Source organism: Streptomyces sp. PR69 (genome assembly GCF_026420845.1).
GTDB lineage: Bacteria > Actinomycetota > Actinomycetes > Streptomycetales > Streptomycetaceae > Streptomyces.
On sequence record NZ_JAOWCB010000037.1, the window covers coordinates 22877 to 46454 of the forward strand.

Annotated in this window: 18 protein-coding genes; 7 read left to right on the plus strand and 11 right to left on the minus strand. The window is 72.9% G+C overall.

Features of this window, described 5'->3' with window-relative positions; genetic code table 11:
* Positions 1-69 precede the first annotated feature (69 nt).
* The 3 genes from OF819_RS25340 to OF819_RS25350 all read right to left on the minus strand — a co-directional run bounded on the left by OF819_RS25340 (position 70) and on the right by OF819_RS25350 (position 5110).
* Complete coding sequence (locus tag OF819_RS25340; RefSeq protein ID WP_267245953.1) at positions 70-876, minus strand: hypothetical protein; 807 nt, start codon at positions 874-876, stop codon at positions 70-72.
* An 89-nt stretch (positions 877-965) separates the two neighbouring features.
* Complete coding sequence (locus OF819_RS25345; protein ID WP_267245954.1) at positions 966-4682, minus strand: ATP-dependent helicase; 3717 nt, start codon at positions 4680-4682, stop codon at positions 966-968.
* An 86-nt stretch (positions 4683-4768) separates the two neighbouring features.
* Positions 4769-5110 carry an MGMT family protein gene (locus tag OF819_RS25350; RefSeq protein ID WP_323748964.1) on the minus strand — a complete coding sequence of 114 codons (342 nt, stop codon included), beginning with the start codon at positions 5108-5110 and terminating at the stop codon, positions 4769-4771.
* A gap of 143 nt (positions 5111-5253) precedes the next feature.
* On the opposite strand from OF819_RS25350, the gene OF819_RS25355 reads away from it, so the two are divergent.
* Together OF819_RS25355 and OF819_RS25360 are read left to right on the plus strand one after the other, a co-directional pair.
* Complete coding sequence (locus tag OF819_RS25355; RefSeq protein WP_323748965.1) at positions 5254-8232, plus strand: lysylphosphatidylglycerol synthase transmembrane domain-containing protein; 2979 nt, start codon at positions 5254-5256, stop codon at positions 8230-8232.
* A gap of 186 nt (positions 8233-8418) precedes the next feature.
* Positions 8419-9999: an alpha/beta hydrolase gene (locus OF819_RS25360; RefSeq protein WP_267245957.1), complete on the plus strand. Its 1581-nt coding sequence runs from the start codon at positions 8419-8421 to the stop codon at positions 9997-9999.
* A gap of 80 nt (positions 10000-10079) precedes the next feature.
* On the opposite strand, the gene moeZ is transcribed toward OF819_RS25360, so the two are convergent.
* The 7 genes from moeZ to OF819_RS25395 all read right to left on the minus strand — a co-directional run bounded on the left by moeZ (position 10080) and on the right by OF819_RS25395 (position 19029).
* Positions 10080-11258 carry an adenylyltransferase/sulfurtransferase MoeZ gene (gene moeZ / locus OF819_RS25365; RefSeq protein WP_267245958.1) on the minus strand — a complete coding sequence of 393 codons (1179 nt, stop codon included), beginning with the start codon at positions 11256-11258 and terminating at the stop codon, positions 10080-10082.
* A gap of 64 nt (positions 11259-11322) precedes the next feature.
* Entirely contained in the window at positions 11323-12210 is an 888-nt protein-coding gene (locus tag OF819_RS25370) for a spherulation-specific family 4 protein (RefSeq protein ID WP_267245959.1), read from the minus strand.
* Positions 12198-13157: an NAD-dependent epimerase/dehydratase family protein gene (locus OF819_RS25375; RefSeq protein ID WP_267245960.1), complete on the minus strand. Its 960-nt coding sequence runs from the start codon at positions 13155-13157 to the stop codon at positions 12198-12200. Before OF819_RS25375 ends, OF819_RS25370 begins: the two co-directional genes overlap by 13 nt.
* A gap of 128 nt (positions 13158-13285) precedes the next feature.
* On the minus strand, positions 13286-14434 hold the full coding sequence (locus tag OF819_RS25380) for a hypothetical protein (RefSeq protein ID WP_267245961.1): 1149 nt from the start codon (positions 14432-14434) through the stop codon (positions 13286-13288).
* Positions 14431-16353, minus strand: coding sequence for a DUF3492 domain-containing protein (locus tag OF819_RS25385; protein WP_267245962.1), 1923 nt, complete (start codon positions 16351-16353; stop codon positions 14431-14433). The genes OF819_RS25380 and OF819_RS25385 overlap by 4 nt, the downstream gene beginning before the upstream one ends.
* Before the next feature lie 268 nt (positions 16354-16621).
* The gene (locus OF819_RS25390) at positions 16622-18052 is read right to left on the minus strand and encodes a DUF3152 domain-containing protein (RefSeq protein WP_267245963.1); all 1431 of its coding nucleotides are present in this window, start codon (positions 18050-18052) and stop codon (positions 16622-16624) included.
* A gap of 8 nt (positions 18053-18060) precedes the next feature.
* Positions 18061-19029, minus strand: coding sequence for an alpha/beta fold hydrolase (locus OF819_RS25395; RefSeq protein ID WP_267245964.1), 969 nt, complete (start codon positions 19027-19029; stop codon positions 18061-18063).
* A gap of 123 nt (positions 19030-19152) precedes the next feature.
* On the opposite strand from OF819_RS25395, the gene OF819_RS25400 reads away from it, so the two are divergent.
* From OF819_RS25400 to OF819_RS25415, 4 genes are all read left to right on the plus strand, one after another.
* A complete protein-coding gene (locus OF819_RS25400) occupies positions 19153-19380 on the plus strand; it encodes a hypothetical protein (protein ID WP_267245965.1) in 228 nt (75 codons plus the stop codon).
* A 168-nt stretch (positions 19381-19548) separates the two neighbouring features.
* A complete protein-coding gene (locus tag OF819_RS25405) occupies positions 19549-20202 on the plus strand; it encodes a TetR/AcrR family transcriptional regulator (RefSeq protein WP_267245966.1) in 654 nt (217 codons plus the stop codon).
* 136 nt (positions 20203-20338) lie between these two features.
* On the plus strand, positions 20339-20566 hold the full coding sequence (locus tag OF819_RS25410; protein WP_267245967.1) for a DUF3107 domain-containing protein: 228 nt from the start codon (positions 20339-20341) through the stop codon (positions 20564-20566).
* Between the two features lie 160 nt (positions 20567-20726).
* Positions 20727-20999 carry a hypothetical protein gene (locus tag OF819_RS25415; protein ID WP_267245968.1) on the plus strand — a complete coding sequence of 91 codons (273 nt, stop codon included), beginning with the start codon at positions 20727-20729 and terminating at the stop codon, positions 20997-20999.
* 64 nt (positions 21000-21063) lie between these two features.
* On the opposite strand, the gene OF819_RS25420 is transcribed toward OF819_RS25415, so the two are convergent.
* Complete coding sequence (locus OF819_RS25420; protein WP_267245969.1) at positions 21064-21801, minus strand: ferritin-like fold-containing protein; 738 nt, start codon at positions 21799-21801, stop codon at positions 21064-21066.
* 337 nt (positions 21802-22138) lie between these two features.
* On the opposite strand from OF819_RS25420, the gene OF819_RS25425 reads away from it, so the two are divergent.
* Positions 22139-23578, plus strand: a 1440-nt coding sequence (locus OF819_RS25425) for a DEAD/DEAH box helicase (protein ID WP_267245971.1), incomplete at its 3' end; no start/stop codon positions are given.

Consider the following 23578-nt stretch of genomic DNA (forward strand, 5'->3'; position numbering starts at 1 on the left):
TAGTGGGGGCCACTGACAGCGCCGGAAGCCGGCGGCGGTCATGGCCCCCACAGCCTGGGGCGGGGTGCGTCAGCCGCCCAGCTTGGCCGGGTCCAGGACCTCGCCGGCGGGCGGCGCTTCGACGGTGAGGGACGCGTTGAAGTCGGAGAACTGCACCGACTCGGGCTCCTTGCCGCCTTCGGAGGTGAACTTCAGCAGGTAGGGCTCGCTGTCCTTGGCCACGTAGTACGTGAACGTTTCGCCGCCGCTCTTCTTGGTGAGCACGGCGGCCTTCTTGCCGTCGACGTCGGCGTCCTCGCCCTTGGCGAGGCCGGTCTTGGAGCGGTCCGCCAGTTCCAGGTGGGTGTCGACGTCGCACATGGCGCTCATGCCGTCGGGGTCGCCCTCGTCTTCGGGGACCTTGATCCAGCGGCCCTTGAGGAGCTCGGCCATGCCGGCGGCCTCCTCCGCCGAGGTGTCGTCCTCCTCGCCCAGCTGCTGGTAGTACTTCTCGTCGCCCTTCACATAGGCGGCGCTGCCCACCACGCGCACGTCCGCGCCGGCGCCGCCGGAGCGGAGTGTCCCGCCGCAGTCGCCCTTCTCGGTGATCGCCACATCGAACTCCGCGAGCTCGCCGTCGGAGGTCTTGGAGCCCTTCGCCTTGAGGGAGTCCACGACCTTGGTCGTGTCGAGCGCCTTGTCGGCGATCTGGTCGGCGGTGAGCCCGGCGAACGGGTCCGGCTTCTCCGTCTCCTTGGGCGACGGGGAGGCCGCCGGGGTCGACGCGGCGGCATCGGCCTTCTTGTCTTCGCCGTCCTTGCCGCCGCCACAGGCGGCCAGGCCCATGGCCGCTGTCACACACAGCGTCGCCGTGACCAGAAATCTCCGGTTCTTCACCGTTCGCGCTCCCCTTTAGGTGCTACTTATGTCGCACGATCGGACTCGTGTTTCAGCCATTTGGATGCACCACGCGGGCGTGATTCGCGTCACTCGACGATGTGGCGGCCCTCGGGGCGGGCGCTGCAGGAGGAGCGGAAGGCGCAGTTGTCGCACTGGGAGCCGGCAGTGGGGGTGAAGCGCTCGTCCAGGACGCGGCCCGCGGCGCCAGCGAGGAGCTCACCGACCCAGGCGTCGTCAGGTGGCGCCTGGGACTGCACGCGCGGGAGGGCGTCACCGCCCTCCTTCTTGGGGGCCGGCTGGCGGAGCTGGACCAGTTCCGCGCCCGCCGGTTCGGGGCGGCGGCCGCCGAACACCTCGTCCACCGCGCCCTCGCGGACCGCCCGCTGGTAGACGGCGAGCTGCGGGTGGGCGGCGACCTCGTCCTTGGCAGGGGTCTGTTTGCCCGTCTTGAAATCGACCACGTACGCGCGGCCGTGCTCGTCGGTCTCCACGCGGTCCATGGAGCCGCGGATCCGCACCTCGTACGGGCCTGCCTCCAGGGTCACGTCGAAGGCGTGCTCGGTGGCGGCCGCGGTGCGGCCGCCGCGGTCCATGACGTGCCAGCGCAGAAAGCGTTCAAGGGCGGCCCGCGCGTGTTCCTTCTCCTGCTGGGACTTCCAGGGGGCGTCGAAGGCGAGCGCGTCCCAGACCGTGTCCAGCCGCTCCATCAGGACCGCGAGGTCGGCGGGGGTGCGGCCGGAGGCGACCTCGTCGGCGAGGACGTGCACGACATTGCCGAAGCCCTGGGCGGCGGTGGCGGGGGCATCGGCCTTCACCTCGCGGCCGAGGAACCACTGCAGGGCGCAGGCGCCGTCGGCGAGCTTCTCCAGGGCGCTCGGGGACAACACGATCGGGTGATCGCGGTCGCGCAGGGGAACAGCGCTGTGGGTGGGTTCGTTCAACCCCCACCAGCGGTACGGGTGTGCGGCGGGCGCCAGCGGCTGGCCCTCGTCGTCGGTGAGCGCGGCGAGCCGGGCGAGGCGGCGGGCGGCGGCCTCGCGCAGCGCCGGGGAGGCGTCGGGGTCGACGGTGGCGGCGCGGAGTTCGGCGATGAGCGGGGCGACGGCCAGGGGGCGGCGGGGGCGGCCGGTGACGTCCTTTGGCTCCACGCCGAGTTCGGCGAGGAAACGGGAGGGGGTTTCGCCGTCGTCGGCGGGGGCCTTGACGGCGGTGACGACGAGCCGGTCGCGGGCGCGGGTGGCGGCGACATAGAAGAGGCGGCGCTCCTCGGCGAGGAGGGCGCCCGGGGTGAGAGGTTCGGCGAGGCCGTCGCGGCCGATGCGGTCGGCCTCCAGGAGGGAGCCGCGGCGGCGGAGGTCGGGCCACAGGCCCTCCTGCACGCCTGCGACGACGACGAGCCGCCATTCGAGGCCCTTGGAGCGGTGGGCGGTCATCAGGCGTACGGCGTCGGGGCGTACGGCGCGCTTGGCGAGCGTGTCGGCGGCGATGTCCTGGGCGTCGAGCTCCTCAAGGAAGTTGAGGGCGCCACGGCCGCCGATGCGGTCTTCGGCGCGGGCGGCGGTGTCGAAGAGGGCGCAGACGGCGTCGAGGTCGCGGTCGGCGTTGCGGCCGGCCGCGCCGCCGCGGAGGGCGGCGCGGTGCAGGCGCTGCGGCCAGGAGGTGCCGTTCCACAGCAGCCAGAGGGCCTCCTCGGCGGTGCCGCCGCCGTGGAGGAGCTCCTTCGCCTTGCGCAGGAGCGCGCCGAGATTCTGTGCGCCGCGGGCGTACGCGGGGTCGTGCACGACGAGCCGCTCGGGCTCGGCGAGCGCGCGGGCGAGGAGCTGGTCGGAGGGCGGCGGGAGCTTGTTGCCCGCCGCCCTCTCCTCGTCCCGCAGGGCGCGGGCGAGCCGGCGGAGGTCGGCGGTGTCCATGCCGCCGAGGGGGGAGGTGAGGAGGGTGAGGGCGGTCTCGGGGTCGAGGGGGTGGCTCTCCTGCCCCGCCCCTTCCCGGAACTGGGGCTCCGCCCCGGCCCCCGACGCGCCCGGCTCGCGGCGCGGCCCGGCCCCCGCCGCGCCCGGGGCGACGCCCTGATCGGGCGACCTGTCATCGGTGGCCCCGCCCTGGCGGGCGCGCCCACCCGACGAGGACGGGGGCACGGATCCCGGCCCCTGCGGGGGATCGCCGAAGGCGGCGGGCGCCGGCGCCCCCTCCCCTCCGCCGGTACGGCCGTCACCCGTGCCGGTGGGCGAAACGCTCCCGGCGGCGACACCGGTCCCGGAAGTCCCGGCTCCGCAGGGACGGGTCTCCGGCGCACCAGCGGAGCCGTCCGCGGCGGCGGACGGCGGTCCGTCCGAGTGACCGCTTCCCGCGGCCGTAGACGTGGCCGCGGCCGTGGCCGGTACGCCCGGCGGCAGGGGGAGCGTGGCTGCGACCCGGAGGGCTGTCAGCAGGGGGGCGACGGCCGGTTCGTGGCGGAGGGGGATGTCCGCGCCGTCCGTTTCAACGGGGACGCCCGCGGCGGTGAGGGCGCGGCGGGCCGCGGGAATGGTGCGGCCGCCCGCGCGGACGAGGACGGCCATCTCGTTCCAGGGGACGCCGTCTTCGAGGTGGGCGCGGCGCAGGATGTCCGCGATGTTGTCGAGTTCCGCGGAGGCCGTGGGGTAGGTGTACGCCTCCACCCGGCCGCCCTCCCGTACGGCGGCGAGCTCCCGGTGCGCCCGCGCCTTGTCCGCGGGCAGCCGGGGCAGCGGCATCCGGCGGGTGAGCAGCCGGGTGGCGGCCAGGAGGTCCGCGCCGCTGCGGCGGGAGCGGGTCAGCACCGTCACCGGGGCGGGCCGCCCGTCCGCGCGGCGGAAGGCGTCCGGGAAGTCGAGGATGCCGTTGACGTCCGCGCCCCGGAAGGCGTAGATCGACTGGTCGGGGTCGCCGAAGGCGACGAGCGTGCGGCCGCGGCCCGCCAGCGCCCGGAGCAGCCGCACCTGCGCGGGATCGGTGTCCTGGTACTCGTCCACGAAGACCGCGTCGTAGCCGAATGCCTCGTCCGGGAACTCCATCCGCTCGGCCAGCAGGACCGCACGGTGCACCAGCTCGGAGTAGTCGAGAACGCCCTGCAGGTCCAGCACATCGAGATACTCGGCGAGGAACGCCGCGGCCGCCGTCCAGTCGGGGCGGCCGGTGCGGTCCGCGAACCGGGCCAGGGCATCCGGCCCGAGGCCCAGCTCCCGGCTGCGCGCCAGCACCGCCCGCACCTCGTCGGCGAAACCGCGCGCCGTCAGCGCCGCGCGCAGCTCGTCCGGCCAGCGTATGCGGGCCGCGCCCGCCCGCTCGAAGTCGAGCTGACCGGCCAGCAGCTCCCGCACGGCGACGTCCTGTTCCGGGCCGGACAGCAGCCGCAGCGGCTCGGCGAACAGCTCGGCGTCCTGGTGCGCCCGCACCAGCGCGTAGCAGAAGGAGTGGAAGGTCGTCGCCTGCGGCCCCCGCGCTCCCCCCAGCCGGGCCACTGCGGCCGCTGTCCGGTCGCGCAGCTCCGCCGCCGCCTTGCGGCTGAAGGTGAGCACCAGGATCCTCTGTGGGTCGACGCCGCGCGCCACCCGGGCGGCGACGGCCTCGACCAGGGTGGTCGTCTTCCCGGTTCCGGGGCCGGCGAGCACCAGCAGCGGGCCCTCGCCATGGTCAACCACCGCCCGCTGGGCTGCGTCCAGGAGAGGGGGCTCGGGCCGGGCCGGCGGGGTGCGCACCAGCCGGTACGCGCCGGAGGTCCGCCGCCGCGCCTGTGGCTGGTGCGGTGCGTATGGCGTACGCCCGGTGGTGGAGGAGGAACTCACGTGGATCGCCGGTCCTGGTGGGTGTGCTGATGCGGAGGGAGCGGTTCGCGCCGCGGGAGGAGCCGCATGGACTCAGAGACGCTACGTCAGCCCGCGTCGGACGCACAGCCGCCGTCCCACCGCGCCCGTTTCATATCGATCCGCGGCATATGCCCCTCCGCGGCAGCCGCCGCTCCCCGCAGCGGCGTCCTCTCCGCGCGGTAGTGCTGGAGCGCGCGCAGCTCATGGCCGGGCAGCAGCACCCCGTCCGCGCGGACCACTCGCCACCACGGCGCCGCGCCCCCGTACAGCGCCATCACCCGGCCCACCTGGCGTGGGCCGCCCTCGTCGAGCCACTCGGCCACGTCCCCGTACGTCATCACCCGGCCGGGCGGGATACGTTCGGCGACCTCCAGCACCCGCTCCGCGTACTCAGGCAGCACATCCATCCGGCCCATCCTGCCGTACGCCACGGACAATGGCCCCATGAGCGGATCTTCGGAACGCACCCTGACGCCCCCGTTGTCGTCCGCTCGTGCCACCATCGTGCCGGGGGTCCCCCTCGTCCGCAGGGGCGCAGGGGGAGGTGACCGTGATACGAGACCAAGAAGAGACAGAGACGGCGAAGGAGCAGGGCGTGCAGCCTCGCAGGGCGGCCGGCGCCTCTGAGCCCGAGCCGCATCCGGACGATCCCGGGACCGGGCGCGCGGCGCACGGCCCGGTCGGCGGCGTGCCCGGACACGTCCGCGACGCAGCCGCCGGATCGGACGCCCCTCCCCCGGACGACCCGCCGTCGGACCGCCCGGCACCCGACGACCCTGCAGACGACCCGCCATCGGACCGCCCGGCACCCGACGACCCGGCAGACGACCGCCCGGCAGACGACCGCCCTCCCCCGGACGGCCCCTCCCTCTCGAAGGGGCCGAAGGGACCGAAGGGGCAGAGGGAACCTGAGGAGCCCGAGGTGATCCGGGCCGACAGCGTCTCCCGGGACGAACCGCTGCTCGCCGCGCGCGTGCACCGGCCGTCCGATCTGCTGCGGCTGCTGATCGGCATCCTGGCGATCGCCGTCATCCTCGCCGTCGCCGCGTTTGCCCAGGGCACGACCACCGGCCTGGAAGAGGACATCGACAAGGGCACGCAAGGAGCCCCCGCCCTCCTCGTCAAGATCGGCGGACTGGTCTCCAGCATCGCCGTGTTGCTCGTCCCCGTCGCCTTCGCCATCGAGCGGCTGATCAAACGCGACGGGCTGCGGATCGCCGACGGCGTGCTCGCCGCCGTCCTCGCACACGGCGTCACCCTCGCCACCGACCTGTGGGTGGCCAAGGCCGCGCCCGGCTCGCTCCAGGACGCCCTGACCCAGCAGCAGGCGAGCGGCGAGCTGACCGACCCCGTGCACGGCTATCTCGCCCCGGTCATCGCCTATATGACGGCCGTGGGAATGGCCCGAAGACCCCGCTGGCGCGTCGCCCTGTGGGTGGTCCTGCTGATGGACGCCTTCGCGATGCTCGTCGCGGGCTACACCACCCCCTTCTCGATCATCCTGACCGTGCTGCTCGGCTGGACGGTCGCCTACGGCACCCTGTACGCCGTCGGCTCGCCGAATGTGCGCCCCACCGGTCAGAACCTGCTCGCGGGCCTGCGCCATGTGGGCTTCCACCCGGTCAGCGCCCGGCGCGCCGAGGAGCCCCCGGCAGAGGCCGAAGGGCACGGCGAGGGCGGCGACCGCGGCCGCCGCTACCTCGTCACCCTGGAGGACGGCCCGCCGCTCGACGTCACGGTCGTGGACCGCGAACAGCAGGCCCATGGCTTCTTCTACCGCCTGTGGCGGCGGCTGACGCTGCGCTCCATCACCACCCGCCGCTCCATCCAGACGCTGCGCCAGGCCCTGGAGCAGGAGGCCCTGCTCGCCTACGCGGCGATCGCGGCCGGCGCCAACGCCCCCAGGCTGATCGCCACCTCCGAGCTGGGCCCGGACGCCGTGATGCTGGTGTACGAGCATCTGGGCGGCCGGTATCTGGACTCGCTGGCGGACGAGGAGATCACCGACGAGGTGATGCGGGGCGCCTGGCAACAGGTCAGAGCGCTGCAGTCACGGCGGATCGCGCACCGCAGGCTGACCGGGGACGCCGTCCTGGTGGATCGTTCCGGCAAGGTCATCCTGACGGATCTGCGGGGCGGCGAGATCGCGGCGGGCGATGTGGTGCTGCGCATGGACGTGGCACAGCTGCTGACCACGCTCGGCCTGCGGGTGGGCGCGGAGCGCGCCGTCGCGGGCGCGGTCGAGGTGCTCGGCCCCGACGCGGTCGCCGACTGTCTGCCGCTGCTCCAGCCGATCGCGCTGAGCCGTTCGACGCGGGCGACGCTGCGCCGGCTGGCCCGCGAACGGGCGCAGCGGGAGCGCGACGCGGTGCTCCAGGCGGCCGAGGCCTCCCGCAGGGCGCGTACGGCGGCGGGCGCGGGGGCCGCCGCCGGAGACCGCAAGGCCCAGCGCAAGACCGAGCGCGCGGAGAAACTGGCCGACAAGAAGGCCGCCGACGAGGCGCTGGACGAGGTCCGCGAGGAGGATCTGCTCACCCAGATCCGCCACGAGGTGCTGCTGATCAGACCGCAGGCGCCGGTGGAGCCGGTCCGGCTGGAGCGGATCAAGCCGCGGACGCTCGTCAGTCTGATCGCCGGCGCGGTCGCCGCGTACTTCCTGCTCTCGCAGATCGCCGGGATCGACTTCGGCACGATCTTCTCGCAGGCGCACTGGGGCTGGGTGGCCGCCGCGGCCTTCTTCTCGGCGGTGAGCTACTTCGCCGCCGCGATGGCCCTGCTGGGCTTTGTGCCGGAGCGAGTGGGCTTTATGCGGACCGTGCTGGCCCAGGTCGCCGGGTCCTTTGTGAAGATCGTCGCTCCGGCGGCGGTCGGCGGCGTGGCCCTCAACACCCGCTTCCTGCAGCGCTCCGGCGTACGGCCCGGCCTGGCCGTGGCCAGCGTCGGCGCGTCCCAGCTCTTCGGCCTGGGCGCGCACATCCTGCTCCTGCTGTCCTTCGGCTATCTGACCGGCACGGAGGAGACGGCGTCCCTCACCCCGTCGAGAACGGTCATCGCCGGGCTGCTGACGGTCGCTGTGCTGGTGCTGGTGGTCACGGCGATCCCGTTCCTGCGCAAGTTCGTGGTCACCCGGCTGCGCTCGCTGTTCGCGGGCGTGGTGCCGCGCATGCTGGACGTGCTCCAGCGGCCGCTGAAGCTGCTCACGGGCATCGGCGGCATGCTGCTGCTGACCGGTGTGTTCGTGATGTGCCTCGACGCGTCGATCCGGGCGTTCGGGGACGGCGCCCAGCCGGTGAGCTACGCCGCGGTCGCCGTGGTGTTCCTGGCGGGCAACGCGCTCGGCTCGGCGGCGCCGACGCCCGGCGGCGTGGGAGCGGTCGAGGGCGCGCTGCTCGGCGGTCTGCTCCTGGTGGGCCTGCCCAAGGACGTGGCGGCCCCCGCGGTGCTGCTGTACCGGACGCTGACGCTGTGGCTGCCGGTGCTGCCCGGCTGGTTCGCCTTCAACCACCTCACCCGCAAGGGGCTGCTGTAGGCCGGCTGCCGTAGGCCGCCGGCGCCGCCGTGGGCCAGGCCCGGCCGCGCCGCCCCCCCCTGCCTCCGGGCTTGGGTTCCAGTGGCCGGGGGCCAGGTCAGGGGCCGGGCCGGGGTCCTGGCGGCGCGACCACCCGCATGGCCCGCCGCGGGGGCGGCGGCCGCCGGGCGGGCGCAGGATGGCGGCATGCCGACCTCTTCCGCCGCCGGGCGGGCCGCTTCCTCCGCCGGGCGGGCCGTCTCGCTCGCCGTCGCCGTGTCCGTGCTGCTGGCCGCGGGCTGCTCGGGCGACGGCGGCGGGAACGACCGCGACCGCGCGCAGGACCTGGCCTCCCAGGAGCTTGTGTGGGAAGCCTGCGGGCCTCCCTCCGAAGAGCAGGGAAACGGCCCCGCCCCCTCCCCGCTGCCCGGCGGCGCCGAGTGGGAGTGCTCCTCGATGGACGTCCCGCTGGACTATGACGACCCCGGCGGCGACACCGTCTCCCTGGCCCTCATCCGCGCCCGGGCACGCGACCCCGACCGCCGCATCGGTTCGCTGATCTTCAACTTCGGCGGGCCCGGCGGTTCCGGGGTGGCCACGCTGCCCGGCTTCGCCGAGAGCTTCGAGACCCTGCGCGCCCGCTATGACCTGGTCAGCTTTGATCCGCGGGGCGTCGGGGACAGCGCCGGGGTGGAGTGCCTGGACGACGAGCAGCTGCAGGCGTACTTCGCCGAGGACGCGACCCCCGACGACGCCGCCGAGGAGCAGGAGTTCGTCGACGGCATCGCGGCCTTCTCCGACGCCTGCGAGAAGCACTCCGGCAAGGAGCTGCCATATGTCGGCACGGTCAACGCCGCCCGCGACATGGATCTGATGCGCCAGGTCCTCGGCGACGACAAGCTGTACTACTTCGGCATCTCGTACGGCACCGAGCTGGGCGGCGTCTACGCCCACCTCTATCCGAAGAACGTCGGCCGGGCGGTCTTCGACGCCGTCGTGGACCCGACCAAGAACATGGAGCAGGGCGCGCTCGGCCAGGCCCGGGGCTTCCAGCTGGCGCTGGACAACTTCGCCCAGGACTGCGTCGACCGGGGCGAGGCCTGTCTGCTGCCCGGAGCGACCGCGAACGAGGTCGTCGACTGGATCATCGCGCTGCTCGACCGGCTGGAGCAGGACCCGATCTCCGGAATCGGGCTGCGGCGGCTCAATGCGACCCAGGCCCTCAACGGAATCGCCCAGACCCTGTACTCCAAGGAGTACTGGCCGCTGCTGGAGCAGGGGCTCGACGAGGCCGACGGCGGCTCCGGAGGGCTGCTGCTGGCGTTCTCCGACTCGCTCAACGGCCGCAACGAGAACGGCACCTACAGCAATATCCAGGCCGCCAACACGGCCATCAACTGCGTTGACTCCAGCGCCCGCTACACCCTGGCGCAGACGAAGGCCAAGCTGCCGGAGTTCCGCGCGGCGTCCCGGGTGTTCGGGGACGCCATGGGCTGGGGCCTGATGTCGTGCAGCGAGTGGCCGGTGCCGGGCCTTGCGGCCACACCGGATGTATCGGCGCCGGGCGCGCCCCCGATCCTGGTGATCGGCACCACCGGCGACCCGGCGACGCCGTACGAGGGCATGCGGGCCATGGCCGACGCGCTCGGGGGCGGCGTGGGCGTGGAGCTGACGTACGAGGGCGAAGGGCATGGCGCGTACAACACCGGCGACACCTGTGTGATGCGGGCCGTCGACGCCTACCTCCTGGACGGCACAGTCCCCGAGGACGGCACCACATGCGGCTGACGGCTTGAGGGCCCCGGACCGGGTGAATCCGGATCCGGGGCCCTCAAACATGCCTTCGGGCAGTGGTCCGCCGCGGCGGATCAGTAGACCGGCTTCTCCGGCTCGATCTGGTTGACCCAGCCGATCACGCCTCCGCCGACGTGTACGGCGTCCGCGAAGCCCGCGGACTTGAGGACGGCGAGGACTTCCGCGCTGCGGACACCCGTCTTGCAGTGCAAGACGATCCGCTTGTCCTGCGGCAGATCGCCGAGCGCCGAACCCATCAGGAACTCGTTCTTCGGGATCAGCTTCGCGCCCGGGATGGAGACGATCTCGAACTCGTTCGGCTCACGGACGTCGATGATCTCGATGTTCTCCCGGTCGTCGATCCACTCCTTGAGCTGCTTGGGAGTGATCGTCGAACCGGCGGCCGCCTCCTGGGCCTCCTCCGAGACGACGCCGCAGAAGGCCTCGTAGTCGATGAGCTCCGTGACGGTCGGGTTCTCGCCGCAGACCGCGCAGTTCGGGTCCTTGCGCACCTTGACCTGGCGGTACTGCATCTCCAGGGCGTCGTAGATCATCAGCCGGCCGACCAGCGGGTCGCCGATGCCGGCGAGCAGCTTGATGGCCTCGTTGACCTGGATGGAGCCGATGGAGGCGCAGAGCACGCCCAGCACGCCGCCCTCGGCGCAGCTCGGCACCATGCCCGGCGGCGGGGGCTCCGGGTACAGGCAGCGGTAGCAGGGCCCGTGCTCGGACCAGAAGACGGAGGCCTGGCCGTCGAAGCGGTAGATGGAGCCCCAGACGTACGGCTTGTTCAGCAGCACGCACGCGTCGTTGACGAGATAGCGGGTGGCGAAGTTGTCGGTGCCGTCGACGATCAGGTCGTACTGGCGGAAGATGTCCATCACGTTCTCGGCCTCAAGCCGCTCTTTATGAAGGACGACGTCCACGTACGGATTGATGCCCTTGACCGTGTCACGGGCCGACTCCGCCTTGGAGCGGCCGACGTCGGACTGGCTGTGGATGATCTGGCGCTGCAGGTTCGACTCATCGACCTCGTCGAACTCCACGATGCCGAGGGTGCCCACACCGGCCGCCGCCAGATACATCAGGGCGGGCGAGCCAAGGCCGCCCGCGCCCACGCAGAGCACCTTGGCGTTCTTCAGCCGCTTCTGCCCGTCCATCCCGACATCCGGGATGATCAGGTGGCGGGAGTACCGGCGGACCTCGTCGACGGTGAGCTCAGCAGCTGGCTCGACCAGGGGTGGCAGCGACACGGGGACTCCGTAGATCGGTAAGTCAGTACGGTTTGGTCTCCCCGTAACACTGCCACGGCCCTCCTCATTCCGAGACACCCGGTCCGATCTGCGAGACGATTTCGTCCCAGTAGCCGGGCAGCGTGTCGAATGCCGCGTTTTCCGTGAGCTGTTCCGAATATCCCGGATAGCCCGAATAGACAGAATCATCTGTTTGTTCCGGATGCGCCGTGCGGGCCGCCTCTTCTGTGCGGTCGGTGAAGAAGACGGTGCCCGCGCCCTGCCAGCGCGCGATCCGCGCGGCCTCCTCCAGATGGGTGCGCGGAACGCCCTGGACGATATGGACGAACCGTTCCGCCGGATGGTCGGCCGTCCACTCCGCCACCTGCGACCAGCGATAGTCCGCCCAGCGCCCGCAGAACGTGATCAGCTGGTCGGCGGCCTGAGCGTACCCGGGATGCGGGTGGACGCCCTGCCCCAGCACCAGACGCCCGCCGTCGGAGAGCACCTCCAGCGTGGCCGTCGTACGGCATACGCGTGACAGCGCGGCGCGGTCCGCCGGGCACCGGTCCAGCAGAAAGCCGTCGACCCGGTACCACTCAAGGAAGTGACAAGCGTCACCGATCAGATCCGCGTGGGGCCGCTCCGCATGGCACAGATCGAGATGTCCCAGGACGCACACGCCCGCGTTGCGCAGCCGTCCGACCGCTTCCAGGCAGTGCGGGTCGGGCCGTTCGCCCGGCCCTCCGGAGACTTTCCGGTCGCCCCGGCCCCCGGAGACATTGAGGACCACCCAGTCCAGCGCGGCGCCGGACCGGCTCAGTTCCCCCCATTCGGCGGGGGCGAGCAGCGGGTGGGCGAGCCCGGGGACCCCCAGGCCGAGTCTGCCCCACCCCTGCTCCTGCGGCTGTTTTCGGCAGCCCGGCCGGGGCTTCCCGGCCGCCGTGACGTCGGAGTCGGTCAGATGCGGCATGCCGCCTCCATCCAGATGTCGGCGAGGGACTCTTCGAGGTTGATGCGCGGCCGCCAGCCGAGCCGGTCGCGCGCGGTGCGCACATCCGCCTGCTGCCAGGGGCCGCAGCCGTCCGGGTACGGCATGGGCGAGACGGCCATGTGGTCCATTCCGCCCTCCCCCCGCTGGGCTCCGATGACGGGCCGGCCGGGCGGCACGTCCAGCTCGTGGAGGGTGCCCGTATAGCCGGCGACGCGCGCCAGGACGGCGGCCGCGTCACGCAGCCGCACCGCGCGTCCCGTGCCGATGTTGACCACGCCCTGCGCGGCGGAGAGGGAGGCCGCGTGCACGGCCCGGGCCACATCGCGTACGTCGACGAAGTCGCGCTGCACCCCGAGACCGCCGAGTTTGAGCTCGCCGTCCCCGGACTGCATGGCGCGGCGCATCGCCTCGGCGAGCCTGCCGAGCGGGGAGCCGGCCGGGGTGCCGGGGCCGACCGGGGAGAAGACCCGCAGCACGACGGCGTCGAGTCCGGAGCCGAGGACCAGCTCGGTCGCGGCGAGCTTGCTGACGCCGTAGGGGCCGCCGGGGCGTGGAATGGCGTCCTCCGCGGTGGAGGAGCCCTGCTGCGATGGGCCGTACTCGGAGGCGCAGCCGATCTGCACCAGCCGTGCGCCGCAGCCGCTGCGGCGCAGCGCCTCGCAGACGGTGGCGACGGAGACGGTGTTGTGCCGGGTCAGCTCCCGCGCCCCGCCGCGGGTGGCGCCCGCGCAGTTGATGACGACGCCCGGGTGGACGGCGCTCAGGAAGCGGGTGAGGGCGCCGGGGCTGCCGCCGGCGAGGTCGAAGCGCACATCGGCGTCGTCACCGCGCCCGAGGGCGGTGAGATGGACGGCGGGGTCGGCGAGCAGCCGTTCGGCGACGAAGCGGCCGAGGAATCCATTGGCGCCGAGCAGAAGCACCCTCATCGCACCGCTCCTCGAAGACGTCCGGAGGTTGCCGTTGGGGGTGGTTGGGGGGTCATGTCCTTCTCTCCTTCGCAGTGGTGCTCCAGGGAGCTGTGGGTGCTGTGGGGGTGCGGGTTGCGACGTGCTGGTCAGCCGGACGGGGCCACGGTGTGGGCGGAGGCCCGGGAGAGCGCCACGGCGGCGTGGACGAGCAGGGCGAGGGCGGCGGCGCCGCAGGCGAGTTGGGGCAGGGCGGCGGCGCCCCAGGTCGCGACCGCCGACTCGACGGGTCCCGCCAGGAAGCCGCAGCCGGGCAGCCGGGCGGCCAGGAGCAGTGCGGGGACGGTGAGTTCGAGACCGCAGGCGGCGGCGAGTCCGGCGCGTGCGGCCCCCGCCGCGCCGTGCACGGCGAGCAGTCGGGCCAGAAAGAGCAGGGTGCCCAGGGCGACGGCGGAGCCGAGGTGTTCATACGGGAACGCGAGGCGGGCGACGGCGAGCAGCCCTGCCAGGCAGAGGAGATAGAGCGCCGTCGCCGAGAACAGCAGCGGGCGCGCGGCGGACGAGAAGTCGTCGAGCCCCCGGCTGGCGGCCAGCCGTCTGCGGGCCCGCACGGCGAAAAGGCGGGCGCACCAGGCCGCCGGGGCGACGGCGAACGCCAGGCCGACGAGCGGCTGCGGGGCGGGCGGCCACGGCCCGGCGGGGCCGCCGCCGATCAGCTCGTCCGGAAGCGGGTGCCCGTACGCCGCGTAGGCCAGCAGCCAGAGTGTGCACAGGCGCGTGACGGCCCCGGTGCGCCGTCCCGGTACGGACAGGGGGCCGCGCCGCAGGCAGAGGAGCAGCGCGGCGGCGACGGCGGCGATGCCGGCAGCGGCGACGACGGTGCGGGCCGCGCCCTGGGCGGTCTGCCAGCCGGCGACGGCCAGCGCGCACATCACGCCGGGCGTCAGCGTGAGTACGGCGTATCCCACCCGGCCGAGCGATGGTGTGCCGCGGGGCCGTGCGCCGGGGCGTCCGGCGCACGCTTCGGCGGGTTCTGCGGGCTCCGCGCCGCGCGGCACGTGCGGCACGCGCGCGTACAGCTCCTCGGCCAGTGAGAAGACGTCACGGTGGCGGAATCGGGCGGCTGTTCTGTCGGTGACGCCGTGTGCTTCGAGCCCCGCGGCGATCTCCAGCGGGTCGACGGCCCGTTCGCACAGCTCCCGGTGACGGTGCAGCAGCGCCTTGACCGGGTCGGCCGGTCCGCGGCGCGGGGCGATGAGCGGCCGCCGCGCGGCCGGTCTTTCCGGCGCCTCGCTCATGGGCAGGCCTCCTTCGCCGGGGAGTCCACCAGCGGCGGCGCGGAGTCGAGAAGGGTGTACGCGAGTGTGTGCGGGCCGGTGCGGGCGGTCGCCGGGGCGGCCGGCTGAGGGGCGGGGGCGGTCTGCGCCGGGCGACGCGGACGGCGGGGGCCGCGGACGTCCGCGCGCCCGCGGGGCCAGCCGCCCGGCACATGGATTTCGACGGGGTTGGCGAACGGCAGCGGCTCACCGTCCTCGTCGACCGCGTCACGGCGCACCGGGGAGTGGGAGATCACCTCCAGATAGATCTCGCGGAATGCCGCCAGATTCTGTTCGACGGTGAACAGTTCCAGCGCACGCGCGCGTGCGGCGGCGCCCAGCCGCCGACTGCGCTCGGGGTCGCGCAGCAGCGCCAGACAGGCGTCGGCGAGTGCCCGCGGATTGCGCGGGGGCACCACGAGGCCCGTTCCTCCGATGACTTCGACGACCGCCCCCACATCCGTGGACACGGTCGCGCGTGCGCAGAACATGGCCTCGATCAGGCTGATCGGAAAGCCTTCGACGACGCTGGAGAGGACCGTGATCCCGCCTGCGGCATAGGCGTCGGCGACTTCCGGGGCCTCCGGGCCGCCGATCTCCTCGAAGGAGACCGGGTTGTCGCCGACGGCGTGCGCGTCGGCGGCTTCGTCGGGGAAGAGCTGGGCGGCCAGCGCCTGGCAGTGGGCGAGATAGGGCGCGGAGTGCCGCCCCTGTCCGGGGGCGGCGAAGAGCCGCAGCCGGGTCCGGGGCGCTTCCTTGCGGATCTCCGCGAAGGCGTGGAGCAGCGCGATGAGGTCCTTCGCCGGCTCGATCCGGCCGACCCAGACGAGCGTGTGGGCCTCTGCCTCGGTGTCGGTCTCCGCCCCGGCCGCCGCGTCCCCGCGGCTCACGCTCTCGCCGACCGCCGCGAAACGGTCCGCCTCCATGCCGGGATAGACCGTGCGCAGCTTGGCGCGGTCGGCGCCGCACTTCTCCTGCCAGCGGCGCGCATGGGTGTTGCCCGGTGTGATCACCGACGCCTGGCGGTAGATCTCCGCCGCCAGTCTGCCGTGGAAGCCGGCGAGCAGGGCGCGGACCGGAGCGCTCAGGGGTGCTCCGCCGGCCGCCAGATAGTGTGCGCGGAGCTGTACGCCGTACTCCGTGACCAGCAGCGGAACCCCGAAGAAGCGTTTGGCCACAAGGCCGGGCAGGGCCGCGGATCCGCCCGACGCGGCATGGCAGAGGTCGACGGCGCCCAGACCGTCCTCCTCGTCGTACCAGTCGAGCGAGAGCGGACGCAGGGCGCGCTCCAACTGGTCGGCGAAGGCCAGATAGTCGGCGACGCCCGCGGAGCGCACGGTGCGACGCGCACCGGGGGCGCGGCAGGCGGACTCCAGGGCGCGCACGGTGTGTTCGGAGCGCAGGGCGGCGGGCAGTCCGCCGTGCTCGCGGGCGAGGCCGGCGAGTGCGTACAGCCCGTCGGCGAACCCGCCGTCGGTCCCCTCGCACCCGTCTGCTCCGTCCAGCCCCTCGCTCCCGTCGCCTCCGTACCCCTCGTCCCTTCCGGGCTCGCCCGTCACCGGCGCCCCGCCCGGCCCCTCCGTGCAGACGGCGGCGGCGAGAGGCTCGAAGCACTCCAGGAATCGCCGCCGTTCGCGCCGGCCGTACGCGCGCTCCCGCGCCCCTTGTCCGCGCCTGTCTCCGCCGGACCGCCAGTCAGGCGTCCAGAGCGGCGCGGTACTCACCCGGCCCACCTGGGGCGGGAGTGCGACCCAGCCGGCCGCTTCCTGCTGAGCGCTGCGGCTCAGCGCGTAGACGTCAAAATCATGCTGGTCAAGCCCGCGCACAAGCCGGTCGCACCAGAGCCTGGACTCACCCGTCGCATACGGATAACCGCCATCCGTGAGCAGTCCGATCCGCACGAGCGCACCCCCGATCTCCCTTGTGGACGGCCGCCGTTGGTCGGCGACTCACAGCGGGACGACGGTAAGCGGACAGGCGGGCGACACGACGGACGGTTGTCCGTCGCGCCACCGGAAGGGGTGAATGCTCGTGACTTTCGCGCCCTGGTTGCGTTCCGTTGCGCTAAAGGCCGATTCGGCTACACACCGTGAGTCTGCGCGTGGCGCACCACCGGCGCACCACGCCCACCGACCCCTCCGGCGGACTCACCCGCCCGGTGCATCCTCGTCAATCGCCGGGGTGCACCCAGGGATTGACACGGCATCTGATGCCGTTGATCTCCAGGGACTTCGTCTGCTGCTGCATCACCGGGGCGAGCGCACCGGGGGTCGTGCAGTTCACATGGTTGTGGCCGAGGCGGTGCCCGACCTCATGGTTGATCAGCATCTGCCGGTAGGCGAGCATCCGGTCCGGCCCATAGGTCTCGGCGCCCTGCGCCCAGCGGTAGGCGTTGATCATCACGCGGTCGGTCGCCGCCGAGTCGCAGGAGACATTGTCGACGGTGGTGTCCAGGCCGGATTTGGCGCACCAGACGGCCGTGGTGCCCGGGCTGGCCAGCGTGATCACAAAGTCCGGCTTCCCGGAGGAGATCCGTTCAAAGGTCATCGCGCCGCCGTGTGCCCAGCTGCGGTCGTCGTTCAGGGTCTCCTGGACGGCGCGGGCGAACACCGCCGCATCGAGGTCGAGGCCCTTCTCGACGTCCAACCGGTAGCGGACCTTGCGGCCCTTGCCTGGGGCCTTGTCGAGCCCGGGCACCGCCGCGAACTCGCCCGACAGCTTCAGCTCCGGGTCGACCGGGAACTGCTCGGCCATCAGCTGCTCATAGGAGGGCGGCGTGGCCGACGGGGAGGCGGCAGCCTGCCCGTCCCCGGACGGCGTCGGCCGGTCCTCGGAGCGGCCCGGCCGCTCCTCGGCGTTCCGGCCCTGGCCGGCGGCGCGCGACGCGTCCTCTCCGCCCGTCCCGTCGGCGGCGACCTGACCGGCGACGACGACGGCGAGCACGGTGGTCACGGCGGCGGCCGCGATTCCGGTGAAGGTGCGGCCCTTGCTGCCGCCTCTGCCGTTGCCGCCGTCCTTGCCGGCCGTATCCACGGCGCCCGCGGCATCCCCGCCATCGCTGTCGTCGTCGGCCTGTTCGACGCCGTCCTCAGCGGCGTCGGCGCCGGCGAACGACTTGTACGTGTCGAACGCCTCGACGAACTCGCGGCGCGGCCCCGGAACGAACGCCGCGCCCGCACCGCCCGCGCCGCCGTGCGGGGGCTGCGCGACGGCCGTCGCCGTCCGCCCGGCCTCGTGGCCTGCCCCCTGCTCGCGTCCGTACCCGTGCGGCGTCGCGGGCGGGACGCCCCATCCGCCGCCGGCCTCGTACTGCTGGGGATGCCCGCCTCTGGCGAGGCCGTCGTCAGGGGAGGGCGCCGAGTCGCCGCCGGCCGGACCAGACCCGGCCCCGGACCAGGCGTCGTACGCGCCGGGATGTCCGGGCGGCGGCGCGGGGGCGTGATGGTCGTGTACGGCGGGGCCGGTCCGCCTGCGCCGCCCGTTCCCCGCGCCCGCGGCCCCTTCGGCCCCGCGCTCTTCGCCGGATATGCCGGCCGCCCTGTTGCCGCCTGCCGTGTCCGAGCCCTTGGGTGCGGGGCCCTTGCGACTATGCCGTCCCACGCCCCGGATCAGCCTCCACCGCAGTCGTCGATCAGTCCCCGCACGGCCTGGGCGACCGTCTCCGGATACTCCATCATCGCCACATGCCCCGCCTCCGGAAGGGTCAGCAGCCGCGAATTGCGGAAGGCCGCGGCCGCCTTGCGCGCCATACGGTACGAGACGAGCCGGTCCCGCGTTCCGTAGACGAGCAGGGTCGGCGCGAGAACCCGCTCCGCCTGCCGCCACAGCCCGTGCTGACCGCCCAGCGTGTAGGCGTCCACGATGCCACGCGCGGAGCGGGCCATCACCTCCCAGAAGTACGGGAGCTGCAACCGCCGCTCCATCTCCTGCACGGCGTGGCGCAGCCCCTCCTCGGTGACCCTCGCGGGGTCTCCGTAGCACAGCGCGAGCACGCTCAGGGTGCGCTGCTCCGCCGTCCACCCCCTGGTGAGCCTGCGGAAGACGCCCACCGCGCCGGGCACCGCCAGCAGCGCCGTCGGCACGGCGGAGCGCTGCACCCGCAGCTCGGGCAGGGCGGGTGAGACGAGCGTCAGACTACGGACCAGGTCGGGCCGTACGGCGGCGATGCGGGTGCACACGGCCCCGCCCAGGGAGTTGCCGAGCAGATGCACGGGCCCGCGGCCACCCGCGTCGAGGAGGCGGATGACAGCCCGGGCGTGCCCGGTGACCGAGTAGTCGCCGTCCTCCGGCGGCGGGGAGGCGCCGAAGCCGGGGAGGTCGACCGCCTCTCCGTCGACATCGCCTTGGAGCCGGGCCATCAGCTCCGACCAGTTCAGCGAGGAGCCGCCGAGCCCGTGGACGTACAGCGCGGGCGGCAGCCCGGGGCGCACCGGCGGTCTGGATCTGACGCTGAGCCGCAGTCCGGGCAGCATCGTGGAGCGCAGCGCCTCTCCGTCGGCCACGCGGACGGCTCGGTCCTTCGGCCCCGCCACGGCGGCAGCGGCGGCGCGGACTCCCGGCAGCTCGGTCGAAGACATACGCCGATGTTACGAGACGATCACGCGCCCGCTCGCGTGTCCGGCGTCACACACCGCATAGCGCGGCGCATGGGTAGCTCGTAGTCTCGTAGAAGAGGCCCTCTCCATGGAAAGCGGTGCCGCATGGCTGTCGATCCGACCGATCCCGACACCTTCGAAGACATCGCCGAGGACGACGCGGCCACGGACCTCGACGAGGAAGTGCCCGAGGCAGACGCCGCCGAGCAGCACACCGACGTACGGCCTGAGCGCGATGACGAGATGACGGACGTCGCCCAGGACGAGGCGAATGAGGCCGACCTCGCGGAGCAGGCCCGGGTGGTGGCGCTCAACGAGGACGAGTATCGGTGATCATGCACCCTTTGACCGTGATTGTGCGCACGTTGTGCACGGTCGGAGAGCTGTGCCGACTGTCCGGTCCGTGAAATTCTGCGTTCGCACCGCGCACAGCCGCGTTACCCAAAAGTACGATGGCCGCGCGCGGTGCCACGCGCAGATAGAACGATCATGGGAGGCGGCGTGACAGCCATCGAGCAGACAGAGGCGGCGCGCCCGCGGGGCACACGCCTGCCACGCCGAGCCCGCAGGAACCAGCTCCTGGGCGCGGCCCAGGAAGTGTTTGTGGCCCAGGGCTACCACTCGGCCGCGATGGACGACATCGCCGAGCGGGCCGGCGTCAGCAAGCCGGTGCTCTATCAGCACTTCCCCGGCAAGCTTGAGCTCTATCTGGCGCTGCTGGACCAGCACTGCGAGTCGCTGCTCCAGGCGGTGCGCACAGCGCTTGCGTCGACGACGGACAACAAGCAGCGCGTCGCGGCGACGATGGACGCCTACTTCGCCTATGTGGAGGACGAAGGCGGGGCGTTCCGGCTGGTTTTCGAGTCGGATCTGACGAATGAGCCCGCGGTGCGCGAGCGCGTGGAGCGGGTCTCGCTGCAGTGCGCGGAGGCGATCTCCGATGTGATCGCAGAGGACACCGGCCTTTCCAAGGAGGAGTCCATGCTGCTGGCCGTGGGCCTGGGCGGGGTCTCCCAGGTGGTCGCCCGCTACTGGCTCTCCAGCGAGTCGGGCATTCCGCGCGACAAGGCGGTGCAGCTGCTGACCTCGCTGGCGTGGCGCGGCATCGCCGGCTTCCCGCTGCACGGCGGCGAGCCGCACCCCGACGGACGCTGACGTATCCGACCGCCGCCCGCCTGTTCGCTCCTGGCGTGCGCGGGCCGGGCGTAGCCTGTGCTCTCTCCGGGCTAATGTGTGCTGCGTACGGCGCGGCTGACCGCGCACCGCACTGACCGTTCGGAGGGACATAGCCGTGGAGGTCAAGATCGGCGTGCAGCACGCGCCCCGGGAGATCGTTCTGGAGAGCGGGCAGTCCGCCGAGGACGTCGAGCGCGCGGTGAGCGAGGCGCTCGCCGGCAAGACGGAACTGCTCAGCCTCACGGACGAGAAGGGCCGCAGGGTCCTGGTGCCGTCGGAGAAGATCGCCTATGTCGAGCTGGGCGAGCCGACGGCGCGGCGTGTCGGGTTCGGAGCGCTGTAGCACGCACGACGCGGCGTCACGACTCGGCAAGGCCCCGGCGGATCCGCCGGGGCCTTTGCGCTGCTCGCAGAGGGTGCATCGGAGGGTTGCCCTCCGTTGACGCCGGGTAGTACGGGGCTGTGACCGCATTGCCCGCACGGTGTCCGCGAGGTGATCAGCAGTGCTCTGGGAAGTGCTCGGCTCCGTCCTGCTCGGACTCGCCCTGTCCTGGGCCGCCGCCCGTCAGCTGTCCGGCCGTCTCCCGTCCCGCCGCGTGGTGTACGCCACGGGCCCGGCAGGCGCCCTGTTCGGCGCGTACGTCACTCATGCGGCGCTCGGCCCGGGCCATCTGCTGGCGACGCTGGCGGGCGCGCTGGCCATCGGGGCCGTACTGCTCTCGCTGCTGATCCGGCCATCCGGCAGCCGCCGTCTGCGACGCGCCCTGCCATACTGACCGGGCCGCCGCCATGCGCAGCGTCAGCTCCCGCGGCAGCGGGAGCCGGGGGCGGGGCCGGTCGTCAGGCGGCCAGGCCCAGCGCGGCCATCCGCTTGGTGTGCGCCTCGGTGATACGGGAGAACATCCTGCCGACCTCCGCCAGGTCGAAGCCGTCCGCCACCCCGCCCACGAGCATCGTGGACAGCGCGTCGCGCTCGGCGACCACCCGCTGCGCCTGGGAGAGCGCCTCGCCCATCAGCCGGCGGGCCCACAGCGCCAGCCGCCCCCCGACGCGCGGATCGGCCTCGATCGCGGCGCGGACCTTCTCCACAGCGAAGTTGCCGTGCCCGGTGTCGTCCAGGACGGCGAGGACCAGCGCGCGGGTGTCGCCGTCCAGCCGGGCGGCCACCTCACGGTAGAAGTCGCTGGCGATCGAGTCGCCGACGTACGCCTTGACCAGGCCCTCCAGCCAGTCGGACGGCGCGGTCTGGCGGTGGAAGTCGTCCAGCGCCTGGGCGAAGGGCTCCATGGCGGCGGTCGGCTCCTCGTCGATCGCCGAGAGCCGGTCCCTGAGCTGCTCGAAGTGGTGGAACTCGGCGGACGCCATCTTGGCCAGCTCCGCCTTGTCGGCCAGGGTGGGCGCGAGCTTCGCGTCCTCGGCGAGCCGCTCAAAGGCCGCGAGCTCGCCGTAGGCGAGCGCGCCCAGCAGATCCACCACCGCGGCGCGGTACTGGGGGTCCGCGGAGGCCGCGGCCCAGTCCTGGGCGGCGATCCCGGTGTGTTCGGCGGCGTGCTCGGCGGCGGTGTCAGGCGTCTCCATGAACCGCACAATAGCCCGCTCACGCCGGACCGGAAGGACCTGGTCAGCCCGGCCGCCGCAACAGCTCCCGGACCGGCGCCGGGCACACCCCCCGGGAATTCGGCCAACACAGATGCGCGAATCCGGGGTACAGTGGTAATGAGCCTGCCGAGCATGGATGCTTTTTTCTGCCCGACAGGTCGTCTGTTGAATGAGGATGCCCGGTCGGTGGCCCGATCGGCTCCGACCCGACCGCCCTCCACGCGGGCGGTGCGCTCCGGTGCACCTCCGCAGATGAGGGGCCCCCTCAGCGGCATAAGCGCTCGAGCGACGGCAGTGGTCCCGCGTCATCCGGCCAATCCACGGCCGGTCACGTACCCAGGCGCGGTACGACCCCCAGCGTTCGCCTTGTGCCGCGTCTCACAGAAGAGGCAACACCCTGACTACGCAGCCCAAGACTTTCCGGGATCTCGGAATCCTCTCCGAGACCGCCGAGGCCCTCGAAGCCGTCGGCATCATCACTCCCTTCCCGATCCAGGAGATGACGCTCCCGGTCGCCCTTTCCGGCGCCGACGTCATCGGCCAGGCCAAGACCGGCACCGGCAAGACGCTCGGCTTCGGCCTGCCGCTGCTGGAGCGCGTCACCGTCCCCGCTGACGTCGAGGCGGGCCGGGCGCGGCCCGAGCAGCTCACCGACGCCCCGCAGGCGCTGGTGGTCGTACCCACCCGTGAGCTGTGCACCCAGGTCACCAACGATCTGCTGACCGCCGGCAAGGTGCGCAATGTGCGCGTTTCGGCGATCTACGGCGGCCGGGCGTACGAGCCGCAGGTCGAGGCGCTCAAGAAGGGCGTCGACGTCGTCGTCGGCACCCCCGGGCGACTGCTCGACCTGGCCGGCCAGAAGAAGCTGAACCTCTCCCATGTCCGGGCGCTGGTGCTCGACGAGGCGGACGAGATGCTCGACCTGGGCTTCCTCCCCGACGTCGAGAAGATCATCCAGCTGCTTCCGGCGAAGCGGCAGACCATGCTGTTCTCGGCGACCATGCCGGGCGCGGTGATCGGTCTCGCCCGCCGGTATATGTCCCAGCCGACGCACATCCGCGCCACCGCGCCGGACGACGAGGGCGCGACCGTCGCGAACATCGCGCAGCATGTGTACCGCGCGCACTCCATGGACAAGCCCGAGATGGTCGCCCGCATTCTGCAGGCCGAGGGCCGCGGGCTCGCCATGGTCTTCTGCCGTACGAAGCGGACGGCGGCGGATATCGCGGACCAGCTGTCCCAGCGCGGGTTCGCCTCCGGCGCGGTCCACGGCGACCTGGGGCAGGGCGCGCGGGAGCAGGCGCTGCGGGCCTTCCGCAACGGCAAGGTGGATGTGCTGGTCTGCACCGACGTCGCCGCGCGCGGCATCGACGTCGAGGGCGTCACCCACGTGATCAACTACCAGTCGCCCGAGGACGAGAAGACCTATCTGCACCGCATCGGCCGCACCGGCCGGGCCGGGGCGTCCGGCACGGCCGTGACGCTGGTGGACTGGGACGACATCCCCCGCTGGCAGCTGATCAACAAGGCGCTGGAGCTGGAGTTCAACGACCCTGTCGAGACGTACTCGACGTCTCCGCACCTCTACGCGGACCTCAGCATCCCCGAGGGGACCAAGGGCGTCCTGCCGCGGGCCGAGCGGATCCGCGCCGGCCTGGCCGCGGAGGAGATCGAGGACCTCGGCGAGCCGGGAGCCGCCCGGGGCCGCGGGCGCGGCGGCGCTCGTGAGGAGCGGCCGGCGCGGCAGCGGACGCAG